The sequence below is a fragment of the Pseudomonas frederiksbergensis genome (assembly GCF_003732705.1).
GTDB lineage: Bacteria > Pseudomonadota > Gammaproteobacteria > Pseudomonadales > Pseudomonadaceae > Aquipseudomonas > Aquipseudomonas frederiksbergensis_F.
Genome location: NZ_MOBR01000008.1, coordinates 173653 through 190167 on the forward strand (window position 1 = coordinate 173653; position 16515 = coordinate 190167).

Below are 16515 nucleotides of genomic sequence, written 5' to 3' on the forward strand. Positions count from 1 at the left end.
TTACAAGTTGTAGCCGCGTTCGTTGTGTTGTGCCAGATCGAGGCCGACCGCTTCTTCTTCGTCGGTCACACGCAGACCCATGACAGCGTCCAGGACCTTGAGGATGATGAAGGTGACGATCGCGGTGTAGATCACCGTGAAGCCCACGCCTTTGGTTTGAATCCAGACTTGTGCGGCGATGTCGGTGACGGTGCCGAAGCCACCCAGGGACGGTGCAGCGAACACACCGGTCAGGATCGCGCCGAGGATACCGCCAATACCGTGCACGCCGAAGGCGTCCAGGGAGTCGTCATAGCCGAGTTTGCGTTTCAGGGTGGTGGCGCAGAAGAAGCACACCACGCCAGCCGCCAGGCCGATGATCAGCGAGCCCATCGGGCCCACGGTACCCGCAGCCGGGGTAATGGCGACCAGACCGGCAACCACACCCGAAGCGATACCCAGTGCACTTGGTTTGCCGTGGGTGATCCACTCGGCGAACATCCAGCCCAGTGCAGCGGCAGCAGTTGCGATCTGGGTGACCAGCATCGCCATACCGGCCGTGCCGTTGGCCGCAGCGGCAGAACCGGCGTTGAAGCCGAACCAGCCGACCCACAGCATGGCGGCGCCCATCAGGGTGTAACCGAGGTTGTGCGGGGCCATCGGGGTGGTCGGGAAGCCTTTACGCTTGCCCAACACCAGGCAGGCAATCAGGCCTGCCACACCGGCGTTGATGTGAACCACGGTGCCGCCCGCGAAGTCGAGCACGCCCCAGTCGCCCAACAGCGAACCCGGACCGCTCCAGACCATGTGCGCGATTGGCGCATAAACCAGGGTGAACCAGACGCCCATGAAGATCAGCATCGCGGAGAACTTCATCCGCTCGGCGAACGCACCGACGATCAGCGCCGGGGTGATGATCGCAAAGGTCATCTGATAAGTAACGAACACTGCCTCAGGGAACAGCGCCGCCGGGCCAGTAATGCTGGCAGGCGTGATGCCTGCGAGGAAGGCCTTGGCAAAGCTGCCGACAAAGGAGTTGAGGTTGACGACGTTGGCTTCCATCCCCGTGGTATCGAACGCCATGCTGTAGCCATAAATGAACCACAAGATGGTGATCAGACCGGTAATGGCAAAGCACTGCATCATCACGGAAAGAATGTTTTTGGAGCGAACCATGCCGCCGTAGAACAGCGCAAGGCCCGGAATGGTCATGAACAGCACAAGGGCAGTCGAGGTCAACATCCAGGCGGTATCGCCGGAATTGAGGACTGGAGGCGCCACCGGATCTGCCGCCAAAGCCAGGCCGGGCATTACGATGGACAACAGGGCTCCTAGCCCTGCGAATTTACGCAGAGTCATATTGTTTTCTCCTGGGGCGTTGGGTTTGTGGCGGCTTAGATTGCGTCGGTATCGGTTTCGCCGGTACGGATGCGAATCGCCTGTTCCAGATTGACCACGAAGATCTTGCCGTCACCGATCTTGCCGGTGTTGGCTGCCTTGGTTATCGCCTCGATAACCCGGTCAAGATCCTTGTCGTCAATGGCGACATCAATCTTCACCTTGGGCAGAAAATCGACCACGTACTCCGCGCCGCGATACAGCTCGGTGTGACCCTTCTGCCGACCGAAGCCTTTGACCTCAGTAACGGTAATGCCCTGCACGCCGATCTCGGACAACGACTCGCGTACATCGTCCAGTTTGAACGGCTTGATGATGGCAGTGACTAGCTTCATGAAAACTCTCTCCCGAATTGGTGGACTTGCCCCAGGAAAACAAACCCGTCTCAAGTCTAAGCGCAGTGCCTGGCTTTGTAACGCATCGTCGGCCCAACCTGCCCGTCCGACGCCAGCTAACCACTCCGTGCGAAACTTCCCCGTTTCACGTGGCGCACTGCATTCGTCACAGCGACTGCATCAGTGCATGGGTCACTAGCGACTAAGCAGAAAGCTTGCCATCTCGCCAAAACCCACTGAATTCAATCCCTTGGTCGCTGCTGCAAGCTGCTTTCCACAAATGCCAATGGCATTACGCACAACAACAGTGCGCTGCCGTCCGTCCGCCTGCGCGAAAAGCGTGCATCCCTGCCTGCGGGATTGACTATAGACACTGCGTGATACACTGCCCGCCATTGTTTCCAGGACCTTTCCCATGCTCGCGCCCAAAGACTTCCTCGACGCCCTGAGCGGCACCGCCTCCCGCCTCTTCAGCGGCGATACCCCGCTGCCGAAAAGCGAAATCGAAAGCCAGTTCAAAGCCTTGCTGCAGAGCGGCTTCAGCAAACTGGATCTGGTGAGCCGGGAAGAGTTTGATAGTCAGATGGTTGTACTCGCACGCACTCGGGCACGACTGGAAAGCCTTGAAGCGAAGGTTGCGGAGCTTGAAGCGAAGCTCAACCCGCCTGCCAACGCGGAGTAACTGATCGTTCCCACGTTCTGCGTGGGAATGCCGCCAGGGACGCTCCGCGTTCCGCTCTATGTCCTGTAGGAGCTGCCGAAGGCTGCGATCTTTTGATCTTCCGCCTCGCAACAATCTCGGCAACGTCCTACAAAGATCACTACCGCCGTCCGATAGCGTCGTGAAGCTTCGGCTCCTAAGCTCATTCTCAGCTGACTTATTCAGCACTGGGTTTGGCGACCTGGAACCAAGCTATGCACGCAACCACATCCGATTATGGGTATCTCTCCCAATTCGAAATATGGCGGCTGCGTGTGGGAGACCTTCGGGTCTGCCGGTATTCGCTTGGCCGGCTCGCCAACCCGCACGCAGCTGCCACCCTTATTGTTTGGCGACGATAAGTGGCGGTGATCTATCAAGCGAATTTGAGAACTGTTTATGGACGACAACTATCTAGTCCCCCACGTCTTCACCCGCCACAAACTCCACCTCCACGCCCTCCTCCTCCAAAACCAACCCTGGTTCAGCGCCCGCGACCTCGGCCGACTCCTGCGCCTCTACCTCGACGAACGCGCCGTGTGCAAACTCGACTCAGACCAACACCAAACTCTGAAAATGCTCTGCCACGGCACCGTCGAAAACACCCTACTCATCAGCGAATCCGGCGTCTACGCACTACTGATCTACCACTACTGCCCCGAATACCGAGGCCTGCGCGAATGGCTGACCCACGACGTAGTCCCAGCCCTCAGAGACGCCCAGCAACCCACCACAACCGAACGCCCGATTTTGAGCCTGCTGAACTGGCCAGAAATGTCATTGAGTTTGCTGCACTGGAATAACCAGCCATGGATTCGGTTACAGGATGTTCCGCACATGCTGCCGGAGGGTGAACAGCCGCAGCGCGCGGGAAATGCGCCGTGGTGGAAGCGTGCTTCCCGAATGCTCCAGGCATTCTGAACGACAAAGAAAAACCCCACGTTTATAGCGTGGGGTTTCGTCTGAGAGCAGAGGATCAGGCGCAGTGCGGAAGACGCTCAACCTGTTCCCGAATCGCAGCCCCTCCCTCAATCTCGGCTTTACGCAAATCGTAAGTCAATTGCAGGTTCAGCCAAAACTCAGGGGTCGTGTCCAGGCAGATAGAAAGCCTAATAGCCATATCAGCACTGACACCACGACGCTGAAGCACGATGTCATTCACCGTAGGCGTCGAAACGCTCAATGCCCTGGCCAAAGCCGCCGCTGTAAGGCTCAGAGGCTCAAGGTATTCCTCTTTGAGGATCTCGCCGGGGTGGACCGGACGCATACCGTTTTTAGTCATTACTCACCATTGCCTCCGGCCACCGATTACGCATATTCCGCGTTAAGCAACAACAACTGGCAGAAACATCAAACGCCTGCTTTTCGTACAGATCGAAAAACCGCCCCAGCCGAAGCCAGGGCGGTTTCCACCGGGTCAATCCTTACTGCGGATCATCCCAGCGGTCCCGCAGAAACTCGTACAGGCGAAAAGCCCATAACGCGTTTCTAACGAGGCTCCACATATGTTTAAGAAACTTAGACATACTTTGGCCCTCCTTGCGTGAGGCCAAACCTCCAGTGCGCTTTCCGGCGTACGCACACCTTTGGGCATACATGTGGGTGTATGTGTTGAGGCGGCCGGGTGTGAGCTCCTCAAAACCAACACCGGCACGATTCTCACACCGTGTTGAGGAACATGAAAATCTTTACGCCCCCGGCCACACTTCGCGAATCACCCACTCATCGAGCCTCATCGCGGCGAATGCTATCCCAGTTCATTCAGTACTTACCTTTCAAATTTTCTAACGAGTTGTATCAATTCATGAAATGGAAAACGCACTTTCCAGCTCTCGCTGTTGTTAGCGCCTACCCTTAGTAGATTCGTTATTGACGCTTGCCGGGATGATCAAATTTGAATAGGCTTCCCGTCGTGGGTGTATGCGTTGAGGAAGCACAGGCCTCGGCCTCACCGAAGCCTGCAAATAAAAAACCGTCTTCTCAAGGCGGTTTTTTTTCGCCTTCGATTCAGCATTCTCCGACGTCCTTCATCGATCCAGGCAACGTCCTACAACAACCTCATCCCGCGACTGATTACGCCGGTACCCCTCGCTCGCTTACGCTTCATCACCAGATCACAGAGCATCTGGCCATGAGGTGTCCATGAAAGACAAAAAACGAAGGGCGAAGGCGCTATTGGTCGTCGAATATCATGTTCAGGCACGCCAGTTAGCCGGCCAAGTGTCAGCCAATCAGCGTCGATTTCTGGAAGTCGGCGCAACGCGTGGAAAGGAACGGGAACCTCCCGGTCTACTAGCGGGCGCACGCCTGATTTGCCCTTCAAAAGAAACGGTCAGCCCATAGCTGCAACGGACTCGCAACATCCTGCGAAAATTTGGCACCTGCGCCGCCACACGACCCGACTACCCTTCAAAAACCGCAGGAAGCGGATCCCGTAAAAGCTCAAGGAACGACCATGTCCCTCTCCATCGTCCACAGCCGCGCCCAGATTGGTGTCGATGCGCCCGCCGTTACCGTAGAAGTCCACTTGGCCAACGGCTTGCCGTCGCTGACGATGGTCGGTTTGCCCGAAGCAGCGGTGAAGGAAAGCAAGGACCGGGTGCGCAGCGCGATCATCAATTCCGGCCTGCAATTTCCGGCGCGGCGCATCACGTTGAATCTCGCCCCGGCGGATTTGCCGAAGGACGGCGGGCGGTTTGATCTGGCGATTGCGCTGGGGATTCTGTCGGCCAGTGTGCAGGTGCCGACGTTGACCCTGGATGACGTGGAATGCCTGGGTGAATTGGCGCTGTCAGGGGCGGTGCGGGCGGTTCGCGGTGTGTTGCCGGCCGCGTTGGCAGCGCGCAAGGCCGGGCGGACGCTGGTGGTGCCGCGGGCGAATGCCGAAGAGGCGTGCCTGGCATCGGGGTTGAAGGTGATTGCCGTGGATCATTTGCTTCAGGCAGTGGCGCACTTCAATGGCCATACGCCCGTGGAACCCTACGTTTCCGACGGTTTGTTGTACGCCAGCAAACCCTACCCCGACCTGAATGAAGTGCAGGGCCAACTGTCGGCCAAACGTGCGCTGCTGATTGCGGCGGCAGGCGCGCATAACCTGCTGTTCAGTGGGCCGCCGGGCACGGGAAAAACCTTGCTGGCGAGCCGCTTGCCAGGGCTATTGCCGCCCTTGGCCGAAAACGAAGCGCTGGAAGTCGCGGCGATTCAGTCCGTCGTCAGTTGCATGCCCTTGAGTCATTGGCCACAGCGACCGTTTCGCCAACCACACCACTCTGCATCGGGCCCGGCGTTGGTCGGTGGCGGCTCAAAACCGCAACCCGGCGAAATCACCCTCGCCCACCATGGCGTGCTGTTCCTCGACGAACTCCCGGAGTTTGATCGTAAGGTCCTGGAGGTTTTGCGCGAGCCATTGGAATCCGGCCATATCGTAATCTCCCGCGCCAAGGACCGCGTCCGCTTCCCGGCGCGCTTCCAACTGGTGGCCGCAATGAACCCCTGCCCCTGTGGATATCTTGGCGAACCCAGCGGCAAATGCAGTTGCACTCCGGACATGGTCCAGCGCTACCGCAACAAACTCTCCGGCCCGCTGCTGGATCGCATCGACCTCCACCTGACCGTCGCCCGAGAAGCCACGGCGTTGAATCCTTTACCCAAACCCGGTGATGACACCGCCACCGCCGCCAAACGGGTCGCCGACGCAAGGGAGCGGCAACACAAACGCCAAGGCTGCGCCAATGCCTTCCTCGATCTGCCGGGCTTGCGCAAGCACTGCAAGTTATCCACAGCTGATGAGAACTGGCTGGAATCCGCCTGCGAACGACTGACGTTGTCACTGCGGGCAGCGCACCGACTGCTCAAGGTAGCCCGAACCCTGGCGGACCTTGAGCAAGCCGATGGCATTACCCGCGAGCATCTGGCCGAAGCGCTGCAATATCGACCAACAGCGAGCTAACCGTGATCACTCCTTCGTCAAATCCACCAACGGCGCCTGCCTTACCTCAGTCGCCCGCCCACCCTGAATTTCATTCACCCGCGTCAACGCCTTATCCACAGCCCCTTTATCCGCCAGCAAGCTGTAATGAATCTGGAACTGTTTCTGCTCTTTCACCCCAATCGTCGGCACCAAACCCAGTGGTCGTTGATACCGGCGGTTGTAGGAAAAACTCGTCCCCGGCTCAAGCCCGGTGACATACCCCTGGCCCTGGGTATCGGTGTTTTTCCACAACGAGAACACCGGCAACTGCTGAGTATTGAACCCAACCGAAACTCCGAGGCTACCAGCCTTGTTATGCAGCACGGTCAGCGTGTCGCCCTTGGCATCGCCGTACGGCACGACGTTGTAAACGGTTTCGTCGTAATCCTTGGTCGGTGCGCGGTAGGTCTGCCAGTCCGGCAAATCGCCCTTGGCCTTGTCGTTGAACGGCGAAACCTGCTTCACCGGCGCGGCAAACCGGGCGCCTTGCTCCAGGAACGGAGTGCTGAAGTTACTGTGGTACAGCGCCTGGTATTCCTTTGGATAGTCGCCGTTGTTGGTCAGTGTGTCGTTGAGGGAAAACGCCACACTGCCGGGCTCGGTGACCAGTTCTGTCTGCACCGAGAAATCGACTTTCTTGAACGCCTGCTCCTTCAATTCGCCGCGCAGGCTGATGGCGTACGGTGGTTTTTCGTCGATGTGCAGCGTGACTTTGCTGGCCGGGATGTTGGCGGCGCGGCCGTGCAGGGTCAGCAGTTCGCCGTTGTCCATGCCGGGGTGGCCGACCCATTCGTAGCCGCAGCGAGCGACGAGTTCGTTGAAGCCCTCGAGCCAGCCCAGACCACCGCGACCGTTGAGTTCAATGAAGGATGGATTGACCACGTCCTTGACCGGCGAATCCCAGCCCATGCGCACATTGCCTACAGACGCTTGTAGGACGTTCATCCCGCGAGTCGGCACCACCGAGAGTTTCAACGTGCCGTTATCGATGTCGACGAGGCTGACGCCCTCCTGCCGACCGCCGTGCAGGGTGCGCAGGGTCACGGAGAAAGGTTTGTCGGTTTTCACGCCGAGTTGTTGACTGGTGATCTGCCAGTTCTGGGCGGCTTTGTCGGTGTCGAGCAGGACGTAATCCCAGGCCATGGCGTGGGAGGCAGCGGACAGCGCGCTGAGGGCAACGAGGAGTTTGAGCGGGGTCATGGGAGGAGCCTTTCTTGGAGTTGTGCCATTTTTATAGACTTGCTGAAACGATTCATCAAGCTTAAAAAGCACTATACCGTAGGCAAATTGATGGTGATGCGGGTTTGGGGGGTTAAACCTTGGGAATTGAGTCGATACCTTCGCGAGCAAGCCCGCTCCCACATTGGATCTTCAGTGTTCACAAATTCTGTGTTCACCACTGGTCCAATGTGGGAGCGGGCTTGCTCGCGAAGGCTATCTCAGCAGCGCCTCAGCGAAAACGATCAACCTCATGCCGCAAATCCGCCGCCAGCGATTCCAGCTCCTTGGCAGTGATAGCCAGATTGGAAACAACTTCCCGCTGCTCACTGTTGGCCAGCGCAATGCTCTGCAAATTGCTGCTGAGCAACGTCGCGGTGCTGCTCTGCTCCTGGGTCGCGGTGGTGATCGCCGCAAACTGCTGACCCGCCGAACGACTTTGCTCATCAATCCGCGCCAGTGCCGAGGCGACGTTGGCATTACGGGACAGGCCTTCCTGCATCAGCAGGTTGCCCTGCTCCATGGTGCTGATGGCGTTGCCAGTTTCCTGCTGGATGCTTTGGATCATCCCGGAGATTTCATCGGTCGCTTCACGGGTGCGTGAAGCCAGGTTGCGCACTTCATCGGCCACCACCGCAAAACCACGGCCCTGCTCGCCCGCACGGGCGGCTTCGATGGCGGCGTTCAGTGCCAGCAGGTTGGTCTGGTCGGCAATCGCGGTAATCACCCCGACGATGCCGCCAATTTCCTGGGAGCGTTGGCCGAGGGTGTTGATGACGGTCGCGGTGCTGTTCAACGCGCCAGCGATTTGCTCCAGCGAGGAAGAAGCTTCCTGCATCGACGTACGACCAATCTGTGTTTGCTGTGCGTTTTCCTGAGCCATGCGCTGGGTGTTGCTCATGTTGTCGGCGATGTTCAGGGAGGTGGCGCTGAACTCTTCGACGGCGCCGGCCATGCTGGTGATTTCGCCGGACTGCTGCTCCATCCCTTCATAAGCACCACCGGACAAACCGGACAGGGCCTGGGCGCGGCTGTTGACCTCTTCCGACGCCTTGCGGATGTGCTCGACCATGGTCGACAGGGCCTGGCTCATCTGGTTGAAGGCCCGGGCCAACTGGCCGATTTCGTCGTTGCTCGACACGTTCAAACGCACGCTCAAATCACCGGCGCCCAAGGCTTCGGCCTGCCGCACCAGATCCCCTAGCGGCGCCAGTTTGCTGCGCAGCAACCAGACCGCCGAACCCACCGCGATCAACATCGCCAGCAGACTGCCGACAGCCAATTGAATGCCGACGCTCCAGGTCACAGCGCTGATTTCGGCTTTCGGCATGCTCGCCACCACTGACCACGGCCCGCCTTCGAATGGCACCGCAAGGCTGTAGAAATCTTCCGACGTGTCGCTCCAGAACTCGCCTTTACCCGGCGTCTTCGCCAAAGCAGTCATGGTAGGGACCGCTTTATCCAACGCTTGCACGCCAGCAATCGGCACCAGCCACTTGCCCTGCTCATCCAGCAACGCCAGGGAGCCGGTCTTGCCGATGCGGAAGCGTTTCAAGTTCTCGAACTGCGCGTTCTGCGCGTCGGTGTAATCGAATCCTACGAACAGCACGGCAATCACCTTACCCCCCGAGTCCCGCACGGGGGTGTACTGAGTCATGTAGGAGCGTTCGAACAACAAGGCGCGACCGACGTAGCTCTGCCCGGCGATCAAGCGTGCGTAGGCCGGGTGAGCGTGGTCCAGCAAGGTGCCGATGGCCCGAGTGCCGTCCTGTTTGCTCAGGGAAGTGCTGACCCGAACGAAGTCTTCACCGCTACGCACAAACAACGTGGCAACGCCGGCGGTCATTTGCTTGAACTCGTCAACTTCCTTGAAGTTGTTGTTCAACACTTCGCTGCCCAGGTGCAGGCCCGGGGTCTGCACGCCAGCCACGGTCACTGGCTCATCCGGGTGCACGCTGAGGCCGGCGCTGAAGCGCTTCTCGAACAACCCGCTCAGGCGCTGGGTGCTTTCCCGCAGCGTGCCGTGAAAGGTGCTGAGCTGATCGGCGAGCAAGCGGGCCTCACTGGCCAGGTGTTCCTCACGGGTGGCGAGGTTAGCGGTGTCCAGCGAGCGCAGGGCGAACACGGTGCTGCCGCTGATGACAATCGCCAGGATCACGGCAAGCGCGAGACCAAGCTGTGAGGCGATCCGGGCACGGGGATGAGACATGACAGCTCCTGGCCGAGCAACCGGATCCTCCTTGATCCGATCACTCAGCAAAATTTCTAATAAGGGGACAAACGCGGAACCTGCACGAAGGTCCCACCTGCAGATTTTCGGCAGCAAACCTGAATACTTGAGTCATGGGCCAGGTTATAGCGCAGGGCCACTATATCGATTCAGCTCAGGCGTTCAACGTCCGGCAATTCCATGGCCCGCACTTCGCCCTGTAGGAAATCACTGAGCCGGCGCATGCGCTCACCGCCGGGGCGGGTTTTCGGCCAGACCAGGTAATATTTCTCACCGCTGGCGACGGCGGTCGGCCACGGCAAACTCAGACGCCCCTGAGCCACGTCTTCGGCCACCATCAGCAGATCCCCCATCGACACGCCATAACCCCGTGCAGCGGCGATCATGCCCAGCTCCAGGGTGTCGAACACCTGCCCGCCCTTGAGCGACACCTGATCGGCCAGGCCCATGCGCTCCAGCCAATTGCGCCAATCACGACGGTCCGGTGCCGGGTGCAGCAGTTCGGTGGTGGCCAGCCGTGCAACGTCCCAAGGCTGATCGTCCAGCAAGTTGGGGGCACCCACCGGGATCAGCTCTTCGGGGAACAGCATGGTCGTCTCCCAATCCGGTGGGAAATTGCCTCGGCTGAGGATCACCGCGCAGTCGAAGGGTTCGTGGTTGAAGTCCACGGTGTCGATGTCCATCCAGGCGCTGGTCAGTTGCACCTCGTTGCCCGGTTGCAGATGGCGGAAGCGACTGAGCCGCGCCAGCAGCCAGCGCATGGTCAGGGTGGAAGGGGCTTTCATGCGCAGGATGTCGTCTTCGGCGCGCAACGTATTGCAGGCGCGTTCCAGCGCGGTGAAGCCTTCGCGGATGCCCGGCAGGATCAGCCGCGCCGACTCGGTCAATTGCAGGTTGCGACCGCTGCGGTGAAACAGCCGACAGGCGAAATGCTCTTCGAGCGTACGAATATGCCGACTGACCGCACTTTGGGTAATCGACAGTTCTTCAGCGGCACGGGTGAACGAACTGTGCCGCGCCGCCGCTTCGAATGCGCGCAGGGCATACAAGGGAGGAAGACGACGAGACATGCAGAAAGCTCCTATAGCGGGATTTGGCAAACTTATCAGAAACCCTGCTGGATGAGTTTTAATCATGCCACCCATCCTTTTTATCCCTTTGTGCAAACCCCGCAGAGCGCCGAGAATCGAGCCTTCCCCGTTCACTCTGCCAATGGAGCGTGATGACCATGCAGCATCCAGCACGTACCGAACTCTGGGCCATCCTGCGGCTGGCGGGGCCGTTGATTGCCTCGCAGTTGGCGCACATGTTGATGGTCCTCACCGACACCTTGATGATGGCGCGCCTGAGCCCCGAGGCGCTGGCCGGCGGTGGCCTGGGCGCGGCGACTTACTCGTTCGTGTCGATTTTCTGCATCGGCGTGATTGCGGCGGTCGGCACGCTGGTGGCGATTCGAAAAGGCGCCAACGATATCGTCGGCGCGGCACGGCTGACTCAAGCCGGGTTGTGGCTGGCGTGGTTGATGGCGCTGGTGGCCGGTTTGCTGCTGTGGAACCTCAAACCGGTGTTGCTGATGTTTGGCCAGACCGAAACCAACGTGCACTCCGCCGGGCTGTTCCTGACGTTCCTGCCGTTCGCCCTGCCCGGCTACCTGAGCTTCATGGCCCTGCGCGGTTTCACCAGCGCCATCGGCCGGGCAACGCCCGTGATGGTGATCAGCCTGTGCGGCACCGTGGCCAACTTCGCCCTGAACTATGCGTTCATCACCGGCATGTTCGGCTTGCCGAAAATGGGTCTGGTGGGGATTGGCCTGGTGACCGCGATTGTTGCCAACCTGATGGCTGTAGCCCTGGCGCTGCACATTCGGCGGCATCCGGCTTACGACGCTTATCCATTGCGCCAGGGCCTGTCGCGGCCGAACCGCCAGTACCTGAAAGAACTGTGGCGCCTGGGCCTGCCGATTGGCGGCACCTACGCGGTGGAAGTCGGATTGTTCGCCTTCGCGGCACTGTGCATGGGCACCATGGGCAGCACGCAACTGGCGGCGCATCAGATTGCCCTGCAGATTGTCTCGGTGGCGTTCATGGTGCCGGCGGGGTTGTCGTATGCGATCACCATGCGCATCGGCCAGCATTACGGCGCCGGGCAATTGCTCGATGCGCGGCTGTCCGGGCGGGTCGGGATCGCGTTTGGCGGTGCCTCGATGGTCGCTTTCGCCATGGTCTTCTGGCTGTTGCCCAATCAGTTAATCGGCTTGTTCCTCGATCACAACGACCCGGCCTTCCGCCCGGTCATCGACCTGGCCGTGAGCCTGTTGGCGGTGGCGGCGTGGTTCGAGCTGTTCGACGGCACGCAAACCATCGCCATGGGCTGCATCCGTGGTCTCAAGGATGCCAAGACCACGTTCCTGGTCGGGCTGGGTTGCTACTGGCTGATCGGCGCGCCGGCGGCGTGGGTGATGGCGTTCAACTTGAACTGGGGGCCGACGGGGGTCTGGTGGGGTCTGGCGCTGGGACTGGCGTGTGCGGCGGTGAGTCTGACGCTGGCGTTTGAGTGGAAGATGAAGCGGATGATTCGGCGTGAGCCGGCGGTGCAGGCCAGTTTCAGGGTGATTCAGCCGGATTAGGATCCCTGTAGGAGCGAGGCTTGCCCGCGAAGGCGTCATGTCAGTTAACAAAGATGTCGACTGATACGACGCCTTCGCGGGCAAGCCTCGCTCCTACAAGGGTCGGCGCTAGCTCACGATGTCGAGGACGGGCTGCTGGCTGCTGCCGAAGGTCAGGTATTCAACCAATTCCGCCAACGGCAACGGCTTGCTGATCAGATAACCCTGCACCTGATCACACCCAAACCCACGCAACAAATCCAGCTGCTCCGGGGTTTCCACGCCTTCGGCCACCACTTCCAGATTGAGGTTGTGCGCCAGGTTGATCATCGCGTGCACCAGTTTGCGATTTTCTTCCCGTTGCTCCATGCCGCCGACAAAGCTCTTGTCGATCTTCAGCAAGGTAATCGGCAGGCTGTTGAGGTGCACAAACGACGAGAATCCGGTGCCGAAGTCGTCGAGGGAGAAACGCACACCGAGGCGCCCGAGCGCGTCCATGGTCTGCTTGACCAGATCGCTGCGGCGCATCACTGCGGTTTCGGTCAGTTCGAATTCCAGCCATTGCGCTTCAACGCCGCGTTCGGCGATCAAACGGCTGAGAGTCGAGAGTAACTGGCTGTCCTGGAACTGCCGGAACGACAGGTTGATCGCCATGTGCAACGCCGGCAAACCCCGTTCGCGCAACGCCTGCATGTCGCGTAGAGCCCGGGAAATCACCCAGTAACCCAGCGGCACGATCAACCCACTTTGTTCGGCCAGCGGCACGAACTCGCTTGGCGGCAGCAACCCCCGTTCGGCATGGCGCCAGCGCACCAGGGCTTCGAGGCCGACGATCTGGCCGTCCTCCAGATTCAGGCGTGGCTGGTAATGCAGTTCCAGCTCATCGCGACGCAAGGCTCGGCGCAGTTCGCTTTCCAGGTCGGCGACGCTGCGGGCATTGCGGTTGATGCGTTCGTTGAAAATATGAAAGGTGCAGCCCTGGGTGCTTTTAGCCTGCTGCATGGCGATGTGCGCGTGCCACATCAACGGGTCAGCGCCGGCCTGGGCCCGGGCGTGGGCAATCCCGAGGCTGGAGCCGATCAACAGGCTTTCGCCATCGATCCAATAAGGTTCGGCCAGCGCTTCGGTGATGCGTTCAGCCATCCACTCGGCCCGTTGCGGCGCGCGGCGGGTGTCGATCAGCAGGGCAAATTCATCGCTGCCGAGGCGCGCCAGTTGATCGCCAGCCTCAAGCTGGCTTTTGAGCCGCGCGACCACTTGCAGGATCAACCGGTCGCCAGCCTGATGGCCGAGGGCATCGTTGGCATAACGGAAGTTATCGAGGTCGAGGTGACCGAGGGCCAGGCCGCGACCGTCGTTTTCCGCCAGGCGCGCCGCCAGCAGGGTCTGGAAACCCTGGCGGTTGGCGATGCCGGTCAGCGGGTCTTGCTCGGCCAGGCGTTGCAGGGTGTTTTCCAGCACGCCGCGCTCGCGTACATGGCGCAGGCACCGGCGCAACATGCCAGGGTCGAGCAGATCGCGCACCAGCCAATCACTCACGCCGTCGGGCGGGGTCAACGGCTCATGTTCGAGCAGCAACACCGTCGGCAGGCTGCAACGGCCGGGCGCGGGCTGGAGCGTCGGGATCGTCAACAACACCGCGCTGCGGTTGTCTTCGAACAAACTACTGACCGACTCCCAACTCGGCGCGCTGATCAGCACTGCCGAGCTCCCCATTGGAGCCAGACACTCGCGCAACAACGCTGCCCACGCCGGCTCTTCGGCCAGTAGCAGCAAACGCAAGGGTTCGACAGGCGTAGACAAGCTAGCTCCCTAGACTCTGCAATAGATGTAGGCGGCGGGCATTATGCCGCGCCAATAACCAATGACCAACTGGCCCGGGTTATCAAACGCGGTTTTGTATCCGGAATACGAACATTAGCCGCAAATTCTTCGCGCATCCTGCGTGAAAGTAACAAAACCGGCAATTAGAGATCGCGCGCTGCGTCACAAGTCGGAGAGAGCAGCACAATTCGCTGAGCCTGTTAAAATGCCGGCCCATTTCGCAAATGACTCCCTGATCCTGTATGTCCCGACTCAATCCCCGGCAGCAAGAAGCCGTGAACTACGTCGGCGGCCCTCTATTGGTGCTCGCCGGTGCAGGCTCCGGCAAGACCAGCGTGATCACGCGCAAGATTGCGCACTTGATCCAGAACTGCGGCATCCGTGCCCAGTACATCGTCGCCATGACCTTTACCAACAAGGCCGCGCGCGAGATGAAGGAACGGGTCGGCACCCTGCTCAAGGGCGGCGAAGGCCGCGGCCTGACGGTGTGCACCTTCCACAACCTGGGCCTGAACATCATCCGCAAGGAACACGTGCGGCTGGGCTACAAGCCAGGCTTCTCGATCTTTGACGAGACTGACGTCAAAGCCTTGATGACCGACATCATGCAGAAGGAATACGCGGGCGACGACGGCGTCGATGAGATCAAGAACATGATCGGCTCGTGGAAAAACGACCTGATCCTGCCGCCCGAAGCCCTGGAAAATGCGCGCAACCCCAAGGAGCAGACCGCCGCCATCGTCTACACCCACTACCAGCGCACGCTCAAGGCGTTCAACGCGGTGGACTTCGACGACCTGATCCTGCTGCCGGTAAAACTCTTCCAGGAACACGCCGACATCCTCGAAAAGTGGCAGAACAAAGTCCGCTACCTGTTGGTGGACGAATACCAGGACACCAACGCCAGCCAGTATTTGCTGGTGAAGTTGCTGATCGGCACGCGCAACCAGTTCACCGTGGTCGGCGACGATGACCAGTCAATCTACGCCTGGCGCGGTGCCCGCCCGGAAAACCTGATGTTGCTCAAGGACGATTACCCGTCCTTGAAAGTCGTCATGCTGGAACAAAACTACCGCTCCACCAGCCGCATCCTGCGTTGCGCCAACGTGCTGATCTCGAACAACCCCCACGAGTTTGAAAAACAACTGTGGAGTGAGATGGGTCACGGCGATGAAATCCGCGTGATCCGCTGCCGCAACGAAGACGCCGAAGCCGAGCGCGTGGCCGTCGAGTTGCTGACTTTGCACCTGCGCACCGACCGGCCGTACAGCGATTTCGCGATCCTCTATCGCGGTAACTACCAGGCCAAGCTGATTGAGCTGAAGCTGCAACACCATCAGATTCCTTACCGACTCTCCGGCGGCAACAGCTTTTTCGGACGCCAGGAAGTGAAAGACCTGATGGCCTACTTCCGCCTGATCGTGAACCCGGACGACGACAACGCCTTTCTGCGGGTGATCAACGTGCCGCGCCGGGAAATCGGTTCGACGACGTTGGAAAAACTCGGCAACTACGCCACTGAACGCAAGATCTCGATGTACGCCGCCACCGACGAAATCGGCCTGGGCGAGCATCTGGACACGCGGTTCACCGATCGCCTGTCGCGCTTCAAACGCTTCATGGACAAGGTCCGCGAGCAGTGTGCCGGCGAAGACCCGATCTCGGCGCTGCGCAGCATGGTCATGGACATCGACTACGAGAACTGGCTGCGCACCAACAGCTCCAGCGACAAGGCCGCCGACTACCGCATGGGTAACGTCTGGTTCCTGATCGAGGCGTTGAAAAACACCCTGGAGAAAGACGAAGAAGGCGAGATGACCGTCGAAGACGCCATCGGCAAACTGGTCTTGCGCGACATGCTCGAACGTCAGCAGGAAGAGGAAGACGGCGCCGAAGGTGTGCAGATGATGACCTTGCACGCCTCCAAGGGTCTGGAATTTCCCTACGTGTTCATCATGGGCATGGAAGAGGAAATCCTCCCGCACCGCTCCAGCATCGAAGCCGACACCATCGAAGAAGAACGCCGACTGGCCTACGTCGGGATTACCCGCGCGCGTCAGACACTGGCCTTCACCTTTGCCGCCAAGCGCAAGCAATACGGCGAGATCATCGACTGCGCGCCCAGCCGCTTCCTCGATGAACTGCCGCCGGACGACCTGGCTTGGGAAGGCAACGACGACACCCCCGTTGAAGTCAAAGCCGTTCGCGGCAATACCGCATTGGCGGATATACGCGCGATGTTAAAGCGCTAGAATC

General features: G+C 59.8%; 12 protein-coding genes. 5 read left to right on the forward strand and 7 right to left on the reverse strand.

Annotation, left to right across the window (positions count from 1 at the left end):
• Complete coding sequence (locus BK667_RS09935) at positions 1 to 1338, reverse strand: ammonium transporter (RefSeq protein ID WP_123597492.1); 1338 nt, start codon at positions 1336 to 1338, stop codon at positions 1 to 3.
• Between the two features lie 35 nt (positions 1339 to 1373).
• Entirely contained in the window at positions 1374 to 1712 is a 339-nt protein-coding gene (gene glnK, locus BK667_RS09940; protein ID WP_002555808.1) for a P-II family nitrogen regulator, read from the reverse strand.
• A 415-nt stretch (positions 1713 to 2127) separates the two neighbouring features.
• Between glnK and BK667_RS09945 the strand changes: the two genes are divergently transcribed.
• Positions 2128 to 2394: an accessory factor UbiK family protein gene (locus BK667_RS09945; RefSeq protein ID WP_123597493.1), complete on the forward strand. Its 267-nt coding sequence runs from the start codon at positions 2128 to 2130 to the stop codon at positions 2392 to 2394.
• Between the two features lie 417 nt (positions 2395 to 2811).
• The gene (locus BK667_RS09950; protein ID WP_123597494.1) at positions 2812 to 3333 is read left to right on the forward strand and encodes a BRO-N domain-containing protein; all 522 of its coding nucleotides are present in this window, start codon (positions 2812 to 2814) and stop codon (positions 3331 to 3333) included.
• Between the two features lie 55 nt (positions 3334 to 3388).
• On the opposite strand, the gene BK667_RS09955 is transcribed toward BK667_RS09950, so the two are convergent.
• Complete coding sequence (locus tag BK667_RS09955) at positions 3389 to 3694, reverse strand: HigA family addiction module antitoxin (RefSeq protein WP_123597495.1); 306 nt, start codon at positions 3692 to 3694, stop codon at positions 3389 to 3391.
• 1173 nt (positions 3695 to 4867) lie between these two features.
• Here BK667_RS09955 and BK667_RS09965 point away from each other — a divergent pair.
• Complete coding sequence (locus BK667_RS09965; RefSeq protein ID WP_123597497.1) at positions 4868 to 6361, forward strand: YifB family Mg chelatase-like AAA ATPase; 1494 nt, start codon at positions 4868 to 4870, stop codon at positions 6359 to 6361.
• 6 nt (positions 6362 to 6367) lie between these two features.
• Here the strand turns inward: BK667_RS09965 and BK667_RS09970 are convergent, their stop codons facing one another.
• The 3 genes from BK667_RS09970 to BK667_RS09985 all read right to left on the reverse strand — a co-directional run bounded on the left by BK667_RS09970 (position 6368) and on the right by BK667_RS09985 (position 10900).
• Complete coding sequence (locus tag BK667_RS09970; RefSeq protein ID WP_123597498.1) at positions 6368 to 7582, reverse strand: aldose 1-epimerase family protein; 1215 nt, start codon at positions 7580 to 7582, stop codon at positions 6368 to 6370.
• A 250-nt stretch (positions 7583 to 7832) separates the two neighbouring features.
• The gene (locus BK667_RS09975; RefSeq protein WP_123509673.1) at positions 7833 to 9809 is read right to left on the reverse strand and encodes a methyl-accepting chemotaxis protein; all 1977 of its coding nucleotides are present in this window, start codon (positions 9807 to 9809) and stop codon (positions 7833 to 7835) included.
• 170 nt (positions 9810 to 9979) lie between these two features.
• A complete protein-coding gene (locus BK667_RS09985) occupies positions 9980 to 10900 on the reverse strand; it encodes a LysR substrate-binding domain-containing protein (RefSeq protein WP_123509672.1) in 921 nt (306 codons plus the stop codon).
• Between the two features lie 158 nt (positions 10901 to 11058).
• Here BK667_RS09985 and BK667_RS09990 point away from each other — a divergent pair, with 158 nt between their 5' ends.
• Positions 11059 to 12456: a NorM family multidrug efflux MATE transporter gene (locus BK667_RS09990; RefSeq protein WP_123597671.1), complete on the forward strand. Its 1398-nt coding sequence runs from the start codon at positions 11059 to 11061 to the stop codon at positions 12454 to 12456.
• A 108-nt stretch (positions 12457 to 12564) separates the two neighbouring features.
• Here BK667_RS09990 and BK667_RS09995 read toward each other — a convergent pair whose 3' ends face one another.
• Positions 12565 to 14238: a putative bifunctional diguanylate cyclase/phosphodiesterase gene (locus BK667_RS09995; RefSeq protein ID WP_123515814.1), complete on the reverse strand. Its 1674-nt coding sequence runs from the start codon at positions 14236 to 14238 to the stop codon at positions 12565 to 12567.
• A 263-nt stretch (positions 14239 to 14501) separates the two neighbouring features.
• On the opposite strand from BK667_RS09995, the gene rep reads away from it, so the two are divergent.
• Entirely contained in the window at positions 14502 to 16511 is a 2010-nt protein-coding gene (gene rep / locus BK667_RS10000) for a DNA helicase Rep (RefSeq protein ID WP_092276241.1), read from the forward strand.
• The last annotated feature ends 4 nt before the right edge of the window (positions 16512 to 16515 follow it).

Bases quoted from the DNA above. Each gene is read 5' to 3' on its own strand.
- BK667_RS09955 (WP_123597495.1), bottom strand. From the start codon at position 3,694: ATGACTAAAAACGGTATGCGTCCGGTCCACCCCGGCGAGATCCTCAAA.
- glnK (WP_002555808.1), bottom strand. From the start codon at position 1,712: ATGAAGCTAGTCACTGCCATCATCAAGCCGTTCAAACTGGACGATGTA.
- BK667_RS09990 (WP_123597671.1), top strand. From the start codon at position 11,059: ATGCAGCATCCAGCACGTACCGAACTCTGGGCCATCCTGCGGCTGGCG.
- rep (WP_092276241.1), top strand. From the start codon at position 14,502: ATGTCCCGACTCAATCCCCGGCAGCAAGAAGCCGTGAACTACGTCGGC.
- BK667_RS09970 (WP_123597498.1), bottom strand. From the start codon at position 7,582: ATGACCCCGCTCAAACTCCTCGTTGCCCTCAGCGCGCTGTCCGCTGCC.
- BK667_RS09950 (WP_123597494.1), top strand. From the start codon at position 2,812: ATGGACGACAACTATCTAGTCCCCCACGTCTTCACCCGCCACAAACTC.
- BK667_RS09985 (WP_123509672.1), bottom strand. From the start codon at position 10,900: ATGTCTCGTCGTCTTCCTCCCTTGTATGCCCTGCGCGCATTCGAAGCG.
- BK667_RS09975 (WP_123509673.1), bottom strand. From the start codon at position 9,809: ATGTCTCATCCCCGTGCCCGGATCGCCTCACAGCTTGGTCTCGCGCTT.
- BK667_RS09945 (WP_123597493.1), top strand. From the start codon at position 2,128: ATGCTCGCGCCCAAAGACTTCCTCGACGCCCTGAGCGGCACCGCCTCC.
- BK667_RS09965 (WP_123597497.1), top strand. From the start codon at position 4,868: ATGTCCCTCTCCATCGTCCACAGCCGCGCCCAGATTGGTGTCGATGCG.
- BK667_RS09935 (WP_123597492.1), bottom strand. From the start codon at position 1,338: ATGACTCTGCGTAAATTCGCAGGGCTAGGAGCCCTGTTGTCCATCGTA.